The organism is Micromonospora sp. BS32 (assembly GCF_059089345.1).
In genome coordinates, this window is record NZ_JBSSHR010000003.1 from 263,862 (window position 1) to 280,186 (window position 16,325).

General features: G+C 76.0%; 16 protein-coding genes. 8 read left to right on the top strand and 8 right to left on the bottom strand.

What is annotated here, in order from left to right:
• Positions 1-4: 4 nt before the first annotated feature.
• Together AC5RWQ_RS06750 and AC5RWQ_RS06755 are read left to right on the top strand one after the other, a co-directional pair.
• Positions 5-661, top strand: coding sequence for a GTP cyclohydrolase II (locus tag AC5RWQ_RS06750; protein ID WP_494281860.1), 657 nt, complete (start codon positions 5-7; stop codon positions 659-661).
• 1 nt (position 662) lies between these two features.
• On the top strand, positions 663-1,400 hold the full coding sequence (locus AC5RWQ_RS06755) for a RibD family protein (RefSeq protein WP_494281861.1): 738 nt from the start codon (positions 663-665) through the stop codon (positions 1,398-1,400).
• A gap of 23 nt (positions 1,401-1,423) precedes the next feature.
• On the opposite strand, the gene AC5RWQ_RS06760 is transcribed toward AC5RWQ_RS06755, so the two are convergent.
• The gene (locus tag AC5RWQ_RS06760) at positions 1,424-1,753 is read right to left on the bottom strand and encodes a hypothetical protein (protein ID WP_494281862.1); all 330 of its coding nucleotides are present in this window, start codon (positions 1,751-1,753) and stop codon (positions 1,424-1,426) included.
• Between the two features lie 130 nt (positions 1,754-1,883).
• Here AC5RWQ_RS06760 and AC5RWQ_RS06765 point away from each other — a divergent pair, with 130 nt between their 5' ends.
• On the top strand, positions 1,884-2,579 hold the full coding sequence (locus tag AC5RWQ_RS06765) for a response regulator transcription factor (protein ID WP_494282034.1): 696 nt from the start codon (positions 1,884-1,886) through the stop codon (positions 2,577-2,579).
• Positions 2,572-3,600: a sensor histidine kinase gene (locus AC5RWQ_RS06770; RefSeq protein ID WP_494281863.1), complete on the top strand. Its 1,029-nt coding sequence runs from the start codon at positions 2,572-2,574 to the stop codon at positions 3,598-3,600. The genes AC5RWQ_RS06765 and AC5RWQ_RS06770 overlap by 8 nt, the downstream gene beginning before the upstream one ends.
• Before the next feature lie 210 nt (positions 3,601-3,810).
• Here the strand turns inward: AC5RWQ_RS06770 and AC5RWQ_RS06775 are convergent, their stop codons facing one another.
• From AC5RWQ_RS06775 to AC5RWQ_RS06785, 3 genes are read right to left on the bottom strand one after another with little or no spacing between them, the layout of a single operon-like run.
• Positions 3,811-4,440, bottom strand: coding sequence for a class I SAM-dependent methyltransferase (locus AC5RWQ_RS06775; RefSeq protein ID WP_494281864.1), 630 nt, complete (start codon positions 4,438-4,440; stop codon positions 3,811-3,813).
• The gene (locus AC5RWQ_RS06780; protein ID WP_494281865.1) at positions 4,437-5,123 is read right to left on the bottom strand and encodes a TIGR04282 family arsenosugar biosynthesis glycosyltransferase; all 687 of its coding nucleotides are present in this window, start codon (positions 5,121-5,123) and stop codon (positions 4,437-4,439) included. Before AC5RWQ_RS06780 ends, AC5RWQ_RS06775 begins: the two co-directional genes overlap by 4 nt.
• The gene (locus tag AC5RWQ_RS06785) at positions 5,120-5,794 is read right to left on the bottom strand and encodes a glycosyltransferase family 2 protein (RefSeq protein WP_494281866.1); all 675 of its coding nucleotides are present in this window, start codon (positions 5,792-5,794) and stop codon (positions 5,120-5,122) included. The genes AC5RWQ_RS06780 and AC5RWQ_RS06785 overlap by 4 nt, the downstream gene beginning before the upstream one ends.
• Before the next feature lie 145 nt (positions 5,795-5,939).
• Between AC5RWQ_RS06785 and AC5RWQ_RS06790 the strand changes: the two genes are divergently transcribed.
• Positions 5,940-7,418, top strand: a complete 1,479-nt coding sequence (locus AC5RWQ_RS06790; protein WP_494281867.1) for a hypothetical protein — start codon at positions 5,940-5,942, stop codon at positions 7,416-7,418.
• A 17-nt stretch (positions 7,419-7,435) separates the two neighbouring features.
• Here AC5RWQ_RS06790 and AC5RWQ_RS06795 read toward each other — a convergent pair whose 3' ends face one another.
• On the bottom strand, positions 7,436-8,497 hold the full coding sequence (locus tag AC5RWQ_RS06795) for an NAD-dependent epimerase/dehydratase family protein (protein ID WP_494281868.1): 1,062 nt from the start codon (positions 8,495-8,497) through the stop codon (positions 7,436-7,438).
• A gap of 191 nt (positions 8,498-8,688) precedes the next feature.
• On the opposite strand from AC5RWQ_RS06795, the gene AC5RWQ_RS06800 reads away from it, so the two are divergent.
• From AC5RWQ_RS06800 to AC5RWQ_RS06810, 3 genes are all read left to right on the top strand, one after another.
• Positions 8,689-10,029: a molybdopterin-dependent oxidoreductase gene (locus AC5RWQ_RS06800; protein ID WP_494281869.1), complete on the top strand. Its 1,341-nt coding sequence runs from the start codon at positions 8,689-8,691 to the stop codon at positions 10,027-10,029.
• Positions 10,022-10,486, top strand: a complete 465-nt coding sequence (locus AC5RWQ_RS06805; protein ID WP_494281870.1) for a hypothetical protein — start codon at positions 10,022-10,024, stop codon at positions 10,484-10,486. The genes AC5RWQ_RS06800 and AC5RWQ_RS06805 overlap by 8 nt, the downstream gene beginning before the upstream one ends.
• Before the next feature lie 141 nt (positions 10,487-10,627).
• Entirely contained in the window at positions 10,628-12,172 is a 1,545-nt protein-coding gene (locus tag AC5RWQ_RS06810; RefSeq protein ID WP_494281871.1) for a multicopper oxidase family protein, read from the top strand.
• Here the strand turns inward: AC5RWQ_RS06810 and AC5RWQ_RS06815 are convergent, their stop codons facing one another.
• The 3 genes from AC5RWQ_RS06815 to AC5RWQ_RS06825 all read right to left on the bottom strand — a co-directional run bounded on the left by AC5RWQ_RS06815 (position 12,173) and on the right by AC5RWQ_RS06825 (position 16,243).
• On the bottom strand, positions 12,173-12,823 hold the full coding sequence (locus tag AC5RWQ_RS06815; RefSeq protein ID WP_494281872.1) for a DUF2238 domain-containing protein: 651 nt from the start codon (positions 12,821-12,823) through the stop codon (positions 12,173-12,175). It lies immediately after the preceding gene.
• A 178-nt stretch (positions 12,824-13,001) separates the two neighbouring features.
• Positions 13,002-13,697 carry a response regulator gene (locus tag AC5RWQ_RS06820; RefSeq protein ID WP_494281873.1) on the bottom strand — a complete coding sequence of 232 codons (696 nt, stop codon included), beginning with the start codon at positions 13,695-13,697 and terminating at the stop codon, positions 13,002-13,004.
• Entirely contained in the window at positions 13,694-16,243 is a 2,550-nt protein-coding gene (locus AC5RWQ_RS06825) for a DUF4118 domain-containing protein (RefSeq protein WP_494281874.1), read from the bottom strand. The genes AC5RWQ_RS06820 and AC5RWQ_RS06825 overlap by 4 nt, the downstream gene beginning before the upstream one ends.
• Between the last annotated feature and the right edge of the window lie 82 nt (positions 16,244-16,325).

Genomic DNA, 16,325 nt, shown 5'->3' on the forward strand with positions numbered 1-16,325 from the left:
ACACATGTACGAAGCACTGCCGGTCGCCACGGTCCGCACCCAGGTCACGGTCCCCCTCCGCTTCCCCGACGGGTACGCCACGACGGCCCGGGTCTTCACCTTCGACGGGCTGGTGGACGGCCGGGAGCACCTGGCGTTCGGGCTGGGCGACTGGTCGGGCGCGCTGGACCGGCACGCCGCGGGCGGGGCGGCGCCGCTGGTCCGCCCGCACAGCGAGTGCCTGACCGGGGACGTCTTCGGCAGCCAGCGCTGCGACTGCGGCCCGCAGCTTCGGGAGGCGGTGGAACGCATCGCCGCCGCCGGTGGTTTCCTGCTCTACCTGCGGCAGGAGGGGCGCGGCATCGGCCTCTACCCCAAGCTCGACGCGTACGCGCTGCAGGACGCGGGGCTGGACACCTACGAGGCGAACGTGGCGCTGGGGCACGGTGAGGACGAGCGGGACTACCGGGCCGCAGCGCAGATGCTCGCGGTGCTCGGGGTCGGCCGGCTCGCGCTGCTCAGCAACAACCCGGAGAAGGCGGAGCAGTTGGACCGGCTCGGGGTGGACGTCGCCGAGGTGGTGCCGACCGGGGTGTACCTCTCCCCGGCCAACGCCGACTACCTGGCGGCCAAGGCCAGCCGGGCGACCGCCCGGACCGCCGACCTGCCGTCGCTGACCTGAGATGGACGTCCTACCGGCCGCGGCGGCGGTCCCGCGGGTGGCCACCCCGGTGGCCCGGCCGTACGTGCTGCTCAGCTGCGCCACCTCGATCGACGGCTACATCGACGACGCCACCGAGCAGCGGCTGATGCTGTCCAACGCGGAGGACCTGGAGCGGATCGACGGGGTCCGGGCCGGCTGCGACGCGATCCTGGTCGGCGCCGGAACGGTCCGCCGGGACGACCCGCGGCTGGTGATCCGCGCGGAGCGGTTGCGCGCGGCCCGCGAGGCGGCCGGGCTTCCGTCCTCGCCGGTGAAGGTGACGCTGACCGCCCGGGGCGAGCTGGACCCGACCGCACGCTTCTTCACCGTCGGCGACGCCGAGAAGATCGTCTACTGCGCGAGCCCGGCGGCGGGGCGGACCACCGCGCTGCTCGACGGGCTCGCCACGGTGGTGGACGCCGGCGACCCGCTGGACCTTCAACGGCTGCTGGCGGACCTGGCCGGCCGCGGGGTGGGGCGGTTGATGGTGGAGGGCGGCGGCATGGTGCACGCGCGGTTCCTCACCGCCGGGCTCGCCGACGAGCTGCACCTGGTGGTCGCCCCGTTCTTCGTCGGGGACCGGCGGGCGCCCCGGTTCGTCGGCGACGGCGCCTTCCCCTGGCACCCGGGGCGGCGGGCCCGGCTGGCGGAGGTCCGGCAGATCGGCGACGTCGTCCTGATGCGCTACGCCCTGTCGGAGCGCTGCGCCGACGGCTGAGGCGGGCGGCCGGCCCGCGGCGCTCAGCCTGGCAGCCCCCGGCCGGCCCGCGAGGCGAGCGCGTCCAGGACGTCCGTCCGGGCGTCCGGCACCTCGACGTCGACCCGCAGTGACGCGCCGAGCGGTACCACCGTGAAGGTGAAGAACCCGCAGCAGGCGGTCTCCCGGTCGACCAGGTCCCGGACGGTCCGCTCGGCCGCCGGGTCGAACTCCCAGCGCAGTCGGGTCGGCGCCAGCCGGCGCTGTCCGCGCAGTGCGCTGGCGAAGAGGTCGTCGAACTCGACGACCCGCAGTGGCCGGGCCTCCGTCGGCAGGGTGCAGTGCGCGGGCACCCAGTCCTCGTCGATGCTCATCCTCCAACGGTAAGCCCGTATCCGGGTACCGGAGGCGAGCCCGCAGTCGTAAGGACATCGCAAGGTTTCCGCGTACCGCCGTCGGGACGGGCCGCGACTACGCTGGCCGGCACGAGGGGGAGGTATGCCGGTGGCGCAACGGGTGCTGGTCGTCGACGACGACCGGACGGTGAGCGACGTGGTGTGCCGGTACCTGGAGCACGCCGGCTACCAGGTGGACCACGTCGGGGACGGCGCCGCCGCGCTCGCCGCCGTGGCCGCCGCGCCGCCGCAGCTGGTGGTGCTGGACCTGATGCTGCCGGTGCTGGACGGGTTGGAGGTGTGCCGACGGCTGCGGGAGCGGCCGGACGGCGTACCCATCGTGATGTTGACCGCGCGGGGCGACGAGGCCGACCGGATCCTCGGCCTGCAACTGGGCGCGGATGATTACCTCAGCAAGCCCTTCTCCCCCCGCGAGCTGGTGCTGCGGGTCCGTTCGGTGCTGCGCCGGGCCGGCGGCGAGCCGCCGGGCGCGACGCCGGAGGTGCTGACCGACGGTGGCCTCACCGTGGAGACCGGCCCCCGGGTGGCCCGGCTGCACGGCCGGGAGCTGGCCCTCACCCTGCGCGAGTTCGACCTGCTGGCGCACCTGATGCGGCATCCGGCGCGGGCGTTCCGCCGGGCCGAGCTGCTGGAGCGGGTCTGGGGCTGGCGCTTCGGTGACCAGTCGACCGTCACGGTCCACGTGCGCCGGCTGCGGGAGAAGATCGAGACGGACCCGGCCGACCCGCGCCGGATCGTCACGGTCTGGGGCGTCGGCTACCGGTACGAGCCGGCCGATGGCTGACCTCGCCCTGATCTTCGGCGCGGCGCTCGGGGCGGCCGGCATCGTCGGCCTGCTTGGTGCCGGCGCGCTGCGGCTGCTGCGCGGCCGGTCGATCACCGTGCACATCTTCCTGCTGCTGGCGATGACGGTGGCCGCGGTGGTCGCCGGCGTCGCGGTGATCGCCGAGGCGATGTTCCTCTCCCCGCACGACCTGGAGGTCGTGCTGATCACCGTCTCGGCGGCGGCGGTGGTCAGCCTCGCCGTCGGCTGGCTCTTCGGGCGCCGGCTCGCCGCCGCGGCGGTCTGGGCCGACCAGGCCCGGGAGCGGGAGCGGCGGATCGAGAAAGGACGCCGGGACCTGGTCGCCTGGGTGTCGCACGACCTGCGCACCCCGCTGGCCGGGCTGCGGGCGATGGCCGAGGCGCTGGAGGACCGGGTGGTCGCCGACCGGGCCACGGTCCACGAGTACCACCGGCGGATCCGGGTGGAGACCGACCGGATGACCCGGCTGGTCGACGACCTGTTCGAGCTGTCCCGGATCAACGCCGGGGCGCTGCGGCTGTCGCTGTCGGCCGTACCGCTGGGCGACGTGGTCTCCGACGCGCTGGCCGGCACCGCGCCGCTCGCCGCGGCCCGCCGGATCCGGCTGGTCGCCGCCGAGTCGGGCTGGCCGACGGTGACCGCCAGCGAGCCGGAGCTGGCCCGGGTGGTAGGGAACCTGCTGCTCAACGCCGTCCGCTACACCCCGGACGACGGCACGGTCCGGGTGGACGCCGGCCGGGACGGTGACGACGCCTGGCTGGCCGTCGCGGACACCTGCGGCGGCATCCCCGAGGGTGACCTGCCCCGGCTGTTCGACGTGGCGTTCCGGGGCGAGCCGGCCCGCACGCCGCGACCGGGCAACGGCGGGATCGAGGGCTCCGGCGGGCTGGGCCTGGCGATCGTGCGCGGCCTGGTCGAGGCGCACGGCGGCCGGGTCGAGGTCCGCAACGTCACCGGCGGTTGCCGGTTCGTGGTCCGGTTACCGCTGGCCTCCGCCTGACGCTCGGCCTGCGGGCTACGGACCGCTCAGCCTGAGGGCCACGGACCGTAGTGTCCACCCCCCACTCGTGGCGGAGAGCGGTATGACTCTGCGTCATGATTATGACGGAGAGTCATACGAACTCTGGCGACATCCTCTCGCCGCCGCCCACGCCCGCTCCGCTCGCCCCGCCCCCGCCTGGCCGGGCCGAGCGGACCGCTCCGCCGTCGGTCAGTCGGCGGCCAGCTCGGCGAACCAGCGGTGACCGGCCGCGAACACGTCCCGCACGACCAGCCCCGCCGCGGCTGCCGGGACGTGCACCGCTCGGGTGTCCAGCCGCGCCCAGCGAAACGCCGGCCCCCGGTACCGGCCGGACAGGACGTGCGCCTGCCCCTGCCAGGTGCCCGAGCCGGGCGGGTCCAGCTCCACCAGGGCGGTGCCCGCCGGGCGGAGCAACGACCGGCACCGGCGCAGCAGCGCGGCGGGGTCACCGCCGATGCCGATGTTGCCGTCCAGCAACACCACGTGCGCCCACCGGCCCTCGGCGGGCAGCGGCGCGAACAGGTCGGCCTGGACGGCGACCGCGCCGCGGGCCCGGGTCAGCGCCACCGCGCGGGGCGACACGTCGACGCCGAGCGTGGTGAGCCCGGCCCGGGTCAGCGCCAGCGTGAGCCGGCCCGGTCCGCAGCCCAGGTCCAGCGTCGGGCCGGCGCAGCGGGCGACCACCGCCACGACGGCCGGCTCGGCCGGCCCGTGCCAGCGGTCCACCGGCAGCCGGCTGCGGGCCCCGTCGGCGTGCACCAGCCAGTGCGCGTCGGCCCCCCGGTCGCGCAGCGCGGTGGCGAAGCCGTCGACGCTCACCGGCCCCCTCCCACCAGCGTGGCACGCCGCAGGGCGGCGACCTGGCGGGCGAACCGGCCGCCGCGGACCGTACCGGCCACCGCGAGGGCGTCGGCCCAGCCGTCGACGTCGCGCAGCACCGCCAGCGCCGCGATCCGCAGGCCCCGTTCGGCGAGCGCCGCCCAGGTGAGCCGCCCGGTATCGGCGGTGGACATCGGTACCGTCCGCAGGGCGGCCGCGTGCCGGGGGTCGCGCAGGCCCAGCGCCCACCAGCCGCCGTCGGCGGCCCGGCCCAGCACCGCGTCGGTGCCGGCCAGGTCGAGCCGGCGGACGGCGGCAGCCAGCCGCGCCGGGGTCAGCTGCGGGGTGTCCATGCCGATCTGGAGCACCGGCCGACCCGGGTACGCCGCCGCGACGTCGGCGTGGGCGTGCGCCAGCCGGGCCGCGAAGTCCTCGCCCCGCTGCGCCAGCACCGGCCAGTCGGCGACCGCGGCGGCCAGCGCCATCCCGTCCTCGGCGTCGGCGAACCGGCCGGCCAGCGAGAGCACCGGCGTCACCCCCGGGGTGGCGGCGACGGCGTCCAGGGTGTCGCGCAGCGCGGCGGCGGCGATCCGGGCCGCCTGCTCGGGGGTCGCCGGCGGGCAGAGCCGGGTCTTCACCGCACCGGGCACCGGCGCCTTGGCCACCACCAGCAGCACGGTCACCGTCGGCCGTCCACGGTGCGCAGCACGGCGGCGAAGTCGCGGGTGGCGCGCAGGGTGCCGCGTACCGAGCCGGAGACCTTGGAGCGGGTGCCGGCGGCGCGCGGGGCGTACGCGACGTCGCGCTCGTGGATCCGCCAGCCCGCCGCGGCGGCGCGGATCAGCAGCTCCAGCGGGTACCCGAAGGCCCGGTCGGTGACCCCGAGGGCGAGCAGTTCCTCCCGGCGGGCCACCCGGATCGGGCTGAGGTCCCGCAGCGGTACGCCCCGGTGCCGCAGCAGCGCGGCCACCAGCGCGGTGCCGGCGCGGGCGTGCCAAGGCCAGACCCCGGCCCGGACCGGTCGGCGGCGGCCCACCGCCAGGTCCGCCCGCCCGTCGGCCACCGCGGCGACCAGCGCGGGCAGCTCGCCAGGGTCGAAGGAGCCGTCCGCGTCGAGGACGCAGACCAGCTCCGTGTCGGCGGCCTCGATTCCGGCGTGCACCGCCGCGCCGTAGCCCCGGCGGGCTTCGTGCACCACCCGGGCGCCGTGCCGGGCGGCCACCTCCGGCGAGCCGTCCCGCGAGCCGTTGTCCACCACGATCGCCCGGTAGCCGGGCGGCAGCGCGGTCAGCACGCCGGGCAGGGCGGCGGCCTCGTCGAGGCACGGCAGCACCACGTCGATCTGTGTCGGCATACTGCCGACGCTAGGACCGAAGCCGCTCGCGCGGGCCCCGATCGGCCTTACGGAACCCTTACCGCGCCGCCACTTCTTACCGTCCGGTGACGGGCCGGCGGTTCGGCTGACGGGTGGCGGGCGCGGGCCGTACCGTCCGGTCGACATGAGACCCGCCACCGCCCTCCCCCGCTCCCCCGTCGCGGACCGCGCGCCGGCCCGTGGCCGGGGCGACCTGCTCGTGCTGGCCGTCGAGGCGGCGCTGCTCACCGCCGCCGTGACCGTCGGGATCGTGCTCAACCGGCGCGGCGCGGGCCTGCACGCGGACGCCGCGCCGGCCTACGCCACCTGGCACCCGCACGTCGGGTGGGGCACCCCGCTGGCGGTGCTGGTGGCGGCGGCCGTGCTCGGGCCGGGGCTGCGCTGGGCGCGGACCGCCCGGTGGGGGCCGCTGCTGGCCGCCGGCTGGCTCGCCGCGGTGGCCTGGACGCTGGCCCTGGCGCTGGTCGACGGCTGGTCGAGGGGGTTGACCCGGCGGCTCACCCCGCAGGCGGAGTACCTGCACGAGGTGCCCGGGGTGGCCGACATCCCCCGGATGCTGGCCGGCTTCACCGACCGGATCCTGGACTTCCAGCCCGACTCCTGGTCCACCCACACCGCCGGACATCCGCCGGGCGCCCTGCTGGTCTTCGTCTGGCTGGACCGGGTCGGCCTGGGCGGGGGCACCGCCGCCGCGCTGTGCTGCGTGCTGGTCGGCGCGACCGTCGCCGTCTCGGTGCCGGTGACCCTGCGGGCGCTGGGCGCCGCCGAGGCGGCCCGGGCGGTGCTGCCGTTCCTGGTGCTGCTGCCGGGCGCGGTCTGGTTGGGCGCCTCCGGCGACGCGATCTTCACCGGGGTGGTCGCCGCCGGCCTCGCCCTGCTCGCGGTACGCGGGCCGGTCGCCGCGCTGGCCGGCGGGGTGCTGCTCGGTTTCGCGCTGCACCTGTCGTACGGGTTCGTGCTGGTGGGGGCGCTGGCGCTGGCCGTGGTCGCGCTGCGCCGGGACCGCCGGCGGGCCGCGCTGCTGGCCGGGGCGGCCGGCGTCACCGCGGTGGTGGTCGCCTTCGTGGCCGCCGGCTTCCGCTGGTGGGAGGGGTACGACCGGGTGGTCGAGCGCTACTACCAGGGCTGGGCGGCCGACCGCCCGTACGGCTACTGGGTCTGGGCGAACCTGGCCGCGCTGCTGCTGTCGGCCGGCCCGGTGCTCGGGCCGGCGCTGTACCGCACCCTGCGCACCGCCCACGCCCGGTGGCGGTCGCCGGGGTCCACCCCGGTCGCCGTGGCCCGCCCGCCGGCCCGGCTCGGCGGCTGGGTGGTCACCGATCCGGCTCCCGGGTCGGTGTTCGGCAGCCGGGTCGCGGCGCTCGTCGGCCGGGTGCGCGGCCTCGGGCCGACGGTGCTGCTGCCGGCGGCCGCCGCGCTGGCGGTGCTCGCCGCCGACCTGTCCGGGATGAGCAAGGCCGAGGTGGAGCGGATCTGGCTGCCGTTCGTGGTCTGGCTGCTGGTCGCCGTCGCGCACCTGCCCACGCCGGCCCGCCGCTGGTGGCTGGCCGGCCAGGCGCTGACCGCGCTGGCCGTCAACCACCTCCTGCTGACCGTCTCCTGACCGTTGGACCCGGCGGGTCAGCCGGCGACGGCGGCGGGCTCGCGCAGCGGGTCGGTGGCGAAGGCGGTCACCCCGTCGACGAACCCGACCCGCGCGGCGTAGCCGAGCAGCGCGCGGGCCCGGCGCGGGTCCGCCACCACGTGCCGGACGTCGGCCGCCCGCGCGCCGCCGACCACCACCGGCTCCGGGCCGCCCATCGCCTCGGCCAGCGCCGCGGCCAGCTCGCCGACGGTGTGCGGCTCACCGGAACAGACGTTCACCGGGATCAGGCCGTCCGGGGCCGGCGCGCTGAGCGCCAGCAGGTTGGCCCGGGCCACGTCGGTGACGTGCACGAAGTCGCGGCGCTGCCGGCCGTCCTCGTACACGCGGGGTGGGCGACCGTCGGCCAGCGCGGAGCGGAACAGCGAGGCCACCCCGGCGTACGGGGTGTCGCGGGGCATCCGGGGACCGTAGACGTTGTGGTAGCGCAGCGCCCAGACACCGCCCCCGGTCTGCCGGGCCCACGCGGCGGCCAGGTGCTCCTGGGCCAGCTTGGTGGCCGCGTACGTGCTGCGCGGCTCCAGCGGAGCGTCCTCGGGCACCAGCGCGGAGTCGAGCGTCCCGCCGCAGTCCGGGCAGGTCGGGTCGTACCGGCCGGCGGTCAGGTCGGCGGGGCGGCGCGGGGCGGGACGGACCACGCCGTGCCGGGCGCAGGCGTAGCGCCCCTCGCCGTAGACCACCATCGAGCTGGCCAGCACCAGCCGGGACACCCCGGCCCGGTGCATGGCGGCGAGCAGCACCGCCGTGCCGTAGTCGTTGTGGCTGGCGTAGTCGGGGGCGTCCGACGGGTCCAGCCCGTGCCCCACCATGGCCGCCTGGTGGCAGACCGCGTCCACGCCGGAGAGCAGCCGGTCCAGCAGTGCGGGGTCGCGGACGTCGCCGACCACCGGGTCGTGCCGCCGGGACCACTGCGGCAGCTCGCCGCCGTGCGCCTGAGGCAGCAGCGCGTCCAGGGCGACCACCTCGTGCCCCTCGGCGACCAGCAGGTCGGCGATCTGCGATCCGATGAACCCGGCCGCGCCGGTGACGAGTACCCGCATTCGGTTCACGCTAGGGCACCCGGCCCCCCGGCGGACGGGTTCGGCGCGGACGTCAGCGGTCCGTAAGGGACGGCGGTAAGCCTTCGGTAATGCGGCGAAACCGGCCGGTCGGCGGCTCCGGCGTCTAGCGTCCTGCTGAAGGGGCCGACCACCGGGGTCGGGCCCAGACCCCGCGTCCACCAGGAGGACCCGTGCCCGCCAGCCCGCCGCCACCGGCCGGTCCGGACGGCCCGCCGTACGCCTTCCCGGCGCGGCTGTGGCGGAGTCTGGACCGCCACCGGCCACCGGGCGTCGACGCGGCCGACCGCGCCTGGCGCAGCCCGGTGCGCGGCCCCTGGTTGACCTCGGTGCTCGGTGCGGTGCTGCTGGCCACCCTGCCACTGGTGATCGTCACCGGGCTGCTCGACTGGATCGCCTACGGCCCCCGCTTCGACCAGGCGTTCCCGCGTGACGTGGGCTGGCTGCACCCGCCGGTCTTCGACTGGCCGACCCGGCCGGCGTGGCTGTTCCGGGTCACCCAGGGGCTGCACGTGACGCTGGGAATCGTGCTGGTCCCGGTGGTGCTGGGCAAGCTCTGGTCGGTGGTGCCGAAGCTCTTCGACTGGCCGCCGGCCCGCTCGGTCGCCCAACTGCTGGAGCGGCTGTCGCTGCTGCTGCTGGTCGGCGGGATCCTCTTCCAGACGGTCACCGGCCTGCTCAACATCCAGTACGCCTACCTGTTCGGGTTCGACTTCTACACCGCGCACTGGTTCGGCGCCTGGGTCTTCACCGCCGCGCTGGTCACCCATGTGGCGATCAAGCTGCCCCGGTTGGTCACCGCGCTACGGGGGCCGGGCTTCGGGCGTGCCCCGCTGGAGCGGACCGGGCCGGAGCCGGCGGATCCGGACGGCCTGGTGGTCCGCCGGCCGGGGCCGGCGACGATGAGCCGGCGCGGGGTGCTGACCCTGGTCGGCGGCGGCTCGCTGCTGCTGGCGGCGCTGACCATCGGGCAGAGCGTCGACGCGCTGCGCCGCACCGCGCTGCTGCTGCCCCGGGGGCGTCAGCACGACGACGGTCCCACGGGCTTCCCGGTCAACCGCAGCGTCGCCGCGGCCGGTGTCACGCCGGAGCAGACCGGCCCGGGCTGGCGGCTGACCCTGCGCGGCGGCGGGCGCGCGGTCGAGCTGGACCGCGACCGGCTGCTCGGCATGGCGCAGCACACCGCCACCCTGCCGATCGCCTGCGTGGAGGGCTGGTCCACCTCGCAGACCTGGACCGGGGTCCGGCTGCGCGACCTCGCCGCCCTGGTCGGGTCGACCAACCCGGCGGCGGCCCGGGTCAGGTCGCTGGAACGCGCCGGCCTGTTCAGTCAGGCCACCCTCGCCGGCAACCAGGTACGCGACGCCGACGCGCTGCTCGCCCTGCGGGTCAACGGCGTCGACCTCAGCCCGGACCACGGCTACCCGGCGCGGATCATCGTGCCCGCGCTGCCCGGGGTGCACTGCACCAAGTGGGTCCGCGAGATCAGCTTCGAGGAGCGGGCCGATGGCTGAGTTCCGGCGCGCGTACGCGGCGGCACCCTGGCACCTGCTGCTCCTGCTGGGCTGCTTCGCGGTGACCGGTTGGATCGCGCTGCGGCTGTCCGGCGAGGCCACCGCCGGTCGGATGCTGCTCTGGTTCCTCGGCGCGGTGATCGCCCACGACCTGGTCCTCTTCCCGGTGTACGCGTCGGCCGACCGGCTGCTCCGGGGCGCCCTCGGTGGACGACCCGGCCCGTCGGCGCTGAACCACGTCCGGGTGCCGGCGCTCGCCGCCGGCCTGCTCTTCCTGGTCTACCTGCCGGGCGTGCTCGGTCTCGGTGACGGCACCTACTCCTCGGCGACCGGCCTGGCGCCCCGGTCGATGCTGGGCCGCTGGCTGGCGGTGAGCGCGGCGCTCTTCGCGGCGAGCGCGCTGCTCTACGTGCTGCGCCGGCGCCACGCCAACCGGCGGTGGACCGGCACGCCGTGACCCACCGTCCCCGCGGGAGGGCCGGCGGAAGGTGACCTTCGGCCCCCCGCCGCCGGGCCGTCGTGCCATACCCCGAGGTGCGGCGGTGGCGGCAGGCTCGGACGTGGCGGAGCGGCGTCGCTCCCCCACCGACGAGCAGCGATGAGACCCACCATCACCCGGCGTCGCCTGCTGACGGGCATCGCGGGCGCGGCCGGGCTCGCCGGCACCGCCGGGGCCGCCGCATGGGCGGGCGGCGCGTTCGACCCGCGCCTGGTCACCCCGGACGCCGACCTGGTCGCCCGGACCGAGGCGGCCCGCCGCCGGCCGGGCGCCGGCACCGTCCGCGCCACCCTCCGGCCCCGACCCGCGACCATCGACCTGGGCGGGGTCACGGTCTCCACCTGGGGGTACGCCGAGCAGGCCCCCGGCCCGCTGATCCGGGCCCGCGCCGGCGACCTGGTCCGGGTGGACGTGGTCAACGAGCTGCCCGCGCCGACCAGCGTGCACTGGCACGGCGTCGCGCTGCGCAACGACATGGACGGGGTGCCGGGGCTCACCCAGGCGCCCATCCCGGCGGGCGGCCGGCACACCTACGAGTTCACCGCTCCCGATCCGGGCACCTACTTCTACCACCCGCACTCCGGGGTGCAGCTCGACCGCGCGCTGCACGGCGTCCTCGTCGTCGACGACCCGCACGAGCCGGGCCGGTACGACGCCGAGTGGATCGTGGTGCTCGACGACTGGGTGGACGGCACGGGACGTACCCCGGACGCCGTGCTAGCCGCCCTCGGCGGGATGGGCCACGGTTCGATGGGCGGGACGGGCCACGGTTCGATGGGCGGGATGGGCCACGGTTCGATGGGCGGGATGTCCGGCATGACGATGGGCGGGATGGAGTCGATGACGTCGCCGCTGCTGGGCGGTGCCGGCGACGTCGCGTACCCGCACCACCTGGTCAACGGCCGGGTGCCGGCGGCCCCGGTCACGTTCCACGGCCGACCCGGGCAGCGGGTGCGGATCCGGCTGGTCAACGCCGGCGCGGACACCGCCTACCGGGTCGCGCTGGGCGGGCATCGGCTGACCGTCACGCACACCGACGGCTTCGGAGTCCGGCCGGCCACGGTTGACGCGCTGCTGCTGGCCATGGGGGAACGCGCCGACGTCATCGTGGAGCTGGCCGACGGGGTCTTCCCCCTGGTGGCGGTGGCCGAGGGCAAGACCGGGCAGGGCCTGGCGGTGGTCCGTACCGGCGGCGGCGAGGGGCCACCGCCGACGATCCGCCCGGCCGAACTGGACCGGACGGTGTTGACCTGCGCGACGCTGCGCGCGGCCGACGACGTGGCGCTGGCCGACCGCCGGCCGGACCGGGTGCACCGGCTGGAGCTGGCCGGGTCGATGATGCCGTACCGGTGGACGATCAACGGGGCGACCTGGCCCGACGCCGAGCCGCTGCTGGTCCGGCGCGGCGAGCGGGTGCGCCTGGAGTTCGTCAACACCAGCACGATGTTCCACCCGATGCACGTGCACGGGCACACCTTCGCGGTGGCCGGCGGCGGCGCCCGCAAGGACACCGTCGTCGTGCTGCCCCGACAGACCGTCACCGTCGACCTCGACGCCGACAACCCGGGCCGGTGGATGACCCACTGCCACAACATCTACCACGCCGAGACGGGCATGATGGTCGACCTGGCGTACCGCGCCTGATCAGCGGCCGGGGTAGTGGTCGGGGCCGCCCACGGCGGGTCCGGGCGGCGGCAGTTGGCGGTCGTGCAGCCGGCCGAGCAGCGCCACCGAGGTGACCGCGCCGACCAGCGCGAGGAACATGTCCCACTGGGTGTCCCAGACGTCGCCCTGGGTGGCCAGGAAGTCGTCGGCCGCCGACCCGCCGGCCACCGCCGCCCACCACTCGATCATCTCGAAGAACGCGCTGAAGGCCAGGCAGGCGCAGACCACCAGCGGGGCGAGCCAGCGGCTGCCGCGCAACGGGGAACGACGGACCAGGACCTCCCGGACCAGGATCGCCGGCACGAAGCCCTGGGCGAAGTGACCGAGCCGGTCGTACGGGTTGCGGGACAGGTCGAACACCTCGCGCGCCCAGTCACCGACCGGGGTACGCGCGTAGCTGTAGTGCCCACCCACGATGAGGATCGTGGCGTGCGTCGCGAGCAGGCAGCACAGCAGTGTGCTGAGCGGGAAGCGGCGCCAGGTGAGCAGCACCACCGGCACCCCCACGATCACCCAGACCGTCTCCAGCAGCCAGGTGAGCCGGTCGTACGGCCGGATGCCCGAGACGACCAGCGCGAGCAGCACCAGGGCCAGCAGCGCCGGGGGAAGGAGCGTGCGTACCCGGGTCACCGGCGACCGTCCAGTCGTGAGTCGTCCGGCCGGCCCGCCGCCGGTCGGGCGCCGACGATATCAGCGCCCGACCGGAACCTCCGCCTGCCGGTCGTTCTCTGGAAGAACCCTGGCCACAGAACCTGCGGTCCCGCCCGCTGGCCCGTGCCGGCCGGGTCCGGCACCGGGTCAGCGGCGGTCAGGGCCGGTAGCGGTAGCCCATGCCGGGTTCGGTGATGAGGTGCCGGGGGCGGGCCGGATCGTCCTCGAGCTTGCGCCGCAGCTGCGCCATGTACTGCCGCAGGTAGTTGGTCTCGTTCTGGTACTCCGGCCCCCACACGTCGTGCAGCAGCTGGCGCTGGCTGATCAGCTTGCCGGGGTGGCGGAGCAGCTTCTCCAACATCGCCCACTGGGTGGGAGTGAGCCGCACCTCGGCGCCGTCGTCGCGAACGACGGTGCGGTCGACCAGGTTGACGGTGTGCCGGCCCACCCGGGGCGTGGCCGTGCCGGCGGCCGAGGCGTCCGCCGCTGAGGTGGCCAGCCGGCGGGTGACGGCGCGGATCCGGGCCAGCAGTTCGTCGACGCCGAACGGCTTGGTGACGTAGTCGTCGGCGCCGGCGTCCAGGGCAGCGACCTTGTCCTCGCTGCCGGCCCGGCCGGAGAGCACGATGATCGGCACGCTGGTCCAGCCGCGCAGCCCCCGGATGACCTCGGTCCCGTCGATGTCGGGCAGGCCCAGGTCGAGCACCACCAGGTCGGGTGGGTGGCTGGCCGCGGCCCTGAGCGCGGCGGCGCCGGTGGCGGCGACCTCGACGTCGTATCCCCGGGCCCGCAGGTTGATCCGCAGGGCGCGCAGGATCTGCGGTTCGTCGTCGACGACCAGGATGCGGGTCATTCCTGCGGCCCTTCCGACATGCCCTGCGCGGTGGCGGGCAACCGCAGCACCATGGTCAGCCCTCCGCCGGGGGTGGTCTCGGGGGTGATGCTGCCACCCATCGCCTCGGCCAGCCCACGGGACAGGGCCAGCCCGAGGCCGACCCCGGTCTGATTGTCCCGGTCGCCGAGGCGCTGGAACGGCAGGAACACGTGCTCCCACTGGTCCTCGGGAATGCCCGGCCCGGTGTCGATGACCCGCAGCTCCACCTGCCCGGCGTGGGCGCTGCCGGTGATCGTGGGCGGCTGCCCGGGCGGGCTGTGCCGCAGCGCGTTGGCCACGATGTTGACCAGGACCCGTTCCAGCAGCCCGGGGTCGGCGCTGGCGGCCGGCAGGTCGGCCGGGATGTCCGTGGTGACGTCGGCCGCGACCGGCCCGAGCTCGTCCAGGGCCCGGGGTACGGCGTCCTCCAACCCGATCGGGGTCCGGGTGACGCCCAGCGCCCCGGCCTGCAGGCGGCTCATGTCCAGCAGGTTCGCCACCAGCCGACCGAGCCGGTCCAGCGACTCGTCGGCGGTGGCGAGCAGCTCCTCGCGGTCGTCGGCGTCGAACTCGATGTCCGGGCTGCGCAGGCTGCTCACCGCGGCCTTCGCCGAGGCCAGGGGCGTACGCAGGTCGTGGCTGACCGCGGCGAGCAGCGCGGTGCGCATCCGGTCGGCCTCCGCGAGGGGCCGCGCGGTGGCCGCCTCCTCGGCGAGACGCTCCTGGCGGAGCGCGACGGCGGCCTGGGCGGCGAACGCCTCGACGATGCGCCGGTCGGCGGCCTCCAGCCGCCGGCCGGAGAGCACGACGGTGAGCCGGTCGTCCACCGGTACCGCGGTCTCCCCCGCGCTGGGGCTGCCCGCCGGCGCCTCGCCGACACTGGCCACCACCCGCCAGGCGTCCTCCTCGCGGTCCCGCCCGGGCCGCCCCTCGGCGTCGGCGACCATTTCCAGCACGCTGACCGCGCGCAGCGCGAAGGTCTCCCGGAGCCGGTCGAGCAGGGCGGGCAACGGCCGCTCGCCGCGCAGCACGCCGCCGGCGACCGTGGCCAGGGTCTGCGCGTCGGCGGACGCGCGGGCGGCCTCCCGGGTCCGCCGGGCGGCGACATCGACCACCCAGCTGACCGCGACCGCGACGCCGACGAAGACGGCGAGGGCGAGGAGGTTGTCGGCCTCGGCGATGGTCAGCGTGTGGAAGGGCGGAGTGAAGAACCAGTTGAGCAGCACCGACCCGCCGAGCGCGGCGACCAGCGCCGGCCAGAGCCCGCCAACGAGCGCCACCCCCACGACACCGGCGAGGAAGAGCAGGATGTCGTTGGTGAGGCTGAGGTCGGGCAGCGACAACAGCACGGTCAGCAGCGGCATGCCCAGCCCGGCGAGGGCGAACCCGAGCAGCCGGCGCCGCCGGGACAGCGCCGCCGGCACCGCCGACCCGCGCCGGCCCCGGCCGGCCTGGGGGTGGGTGACCAGGTGTACGTCGATCGGCCCGGACAGCGCCGCGGTGGTCACCCCGACGCCCCGGGAGAACAGCTGCGCGAAGCGCCCCCGCCGGCTCGCGCCGAGCACCAGCTGGGTGGCGTTGACGCCGCGCGCGAAGTCCAGCAGCGCGGCCGGGATGTCGACGCCCAGCACCTGGTGATACGTGCCGCCGAGGCTCTCCACCAGCACCCGCTGCCGGGCGAGCTGGGCCGGGTCCGCGCCGGCCAGGCCGTCGCTGCGGGCCACGTGCACGGCGAGCAGGTCGGCGCCCTTGCTCCGGGCGGCGATCCGGGCGGCCCGCCGGACCAGGGTCTCCCCCTCCGGCCCGCCGGTCAGCGCGACCACCACCCGCTCCCGGGCCTCCCAGGTGTCGGAGATCCCCTGCTGGGCGCGGTACGCGTCGAGCTGCTCGTCGACCTTGTCGGCGAGCCAGAGCAGGGCCAGTTCGCGCAGCGCGGTGAGGTTGCCGACCCGGAAGTAGTTGCCCAGCGCGGCGTCGATCTTGTCGGGCCGGTAGATGTTGCCGTGGGCCATCCGGCGGCGCAGCGCCTCCGGTGTCATGTCGACCAGCTCGACCTGCTCGGCGGCCCGGACGATCTGGTCGGGCACGGTCTCGCGCTGGGTGGTGCCGGTGATCTGGGCTACGACGTCGTTGATCGACTCCAGGTGCTGGACGTTGACCGTCGAGAGCACGCAGATGCCGGCGTCGAGCAGCTCCTGGATGTCCTGCCAGCGCTTCTCGTGCCGGGAGCCGGGCACGTTGGTGTGCGCCAGCTCGTCGACCACGGTGACCTCCGGACGACGGGCCAGCACGGCGTCGACGTCCATCTCGGTGAATTCGGCGCCGCGGTAGGCGACGGTCCGGCGGGGCACCTGTTCCAGGTCGCCGATCATCGCGGCGGTGTGCGGGCGACCGTGGGTCTCGACCAGCCCGATCACCACGTCGGTGCCGCGCTCGGTGCGCCGCTGGGCTTCCTCCAGCATCGCGTACGTCTTGCCGACGCCGGGCGCGGCGCCCAGGTAGATGCGCAGTTCTCCACGTGGCACGGGAACATCCTCTCGCGGCGGCGGCCCGCCCGGGCGCGCGCCGGGTCCGCCGGGCGGGCCGTCGGGGGCCGCCCGGCGGGCG

Excerpts from the sequence above, each read along its gene's own strand:
- AC5RWQ_RS06790 (WP_494281867.1), top strand. The coding sequence starts at position 5,940 with ATGAGACCCGCCACCGCCCTCCCCCGCTCCCCCGTCGCGGACCGCGCG.
- AC5RWQ_RS06750 (WP_494281860.1), top strand. The coding sequence starts at position 5 with ATGTACGAAGCACTGCCGGTCGCCACGGTCCGCACCCAGGTCACGGTC.
- AC5RWQ_RS06820 (WP_494281873.1), bottom strand. The coding sequence starts at position 13,697 with ATGACCCGCATCCTGGTCGTCGACGACGAACCGCAGATCCTGCGCGCC.
- AC5RWQ_RS06810 (WP_494281871.1), top strand. The coding sequence starts at position 10,628 with ATGAGACCCACCATCACCCGGCGTCGCCTGCTGACGGGCATCGCGGGC.
- AC5RWQ_RS06785 (WP_494281866.1), bottom strand. The coding sequence starts at position 5,794 with ATGCCGACACAGATCGACGTGGTGCTGCCGTGCCTCGACGAGGCCGCC.
- AC5RWQ_RS06760 (WP_494281862.1), bottom strand. The coding sequence starts at position 1,753 with ATGAGCATCGACGAGGACTGGGTGCCCGCGCACTGCACCCTGCCGACG.
- AC5RWQ_RS06795 (WP_494281868.1), bottom strand. The coding sequence starts at position 8,497 with ATGCGGGTACTCGTCACCGGCGCGGCCGGGTTCATCGGATCGCAGATC.
- AC5RWQ_RS06805 (WP_494281870.1), top strand. The coding sequence starts at position 10,022 with ATGGCTGAGTTCCGGCGCGCGTACGCGGCGGCACCCTGGCACCTGCTG.
- AC5RWQ_RS06755 (WP_494281861.1), top strand. The coding sequence starts at position 663 with ATGGACGTCCTACCGGCCGCGGCGGCGGTCCCGCGGGTGGCCACCCCG.
- AC5RWQ_RS06770 (WP_494281863.1), top strand. The coding sequence starts at position 2,572 with ATGGCTGACCTCGCCCTGATCTTCGGCGCGGCGCTCGGGGCGGCCGGC.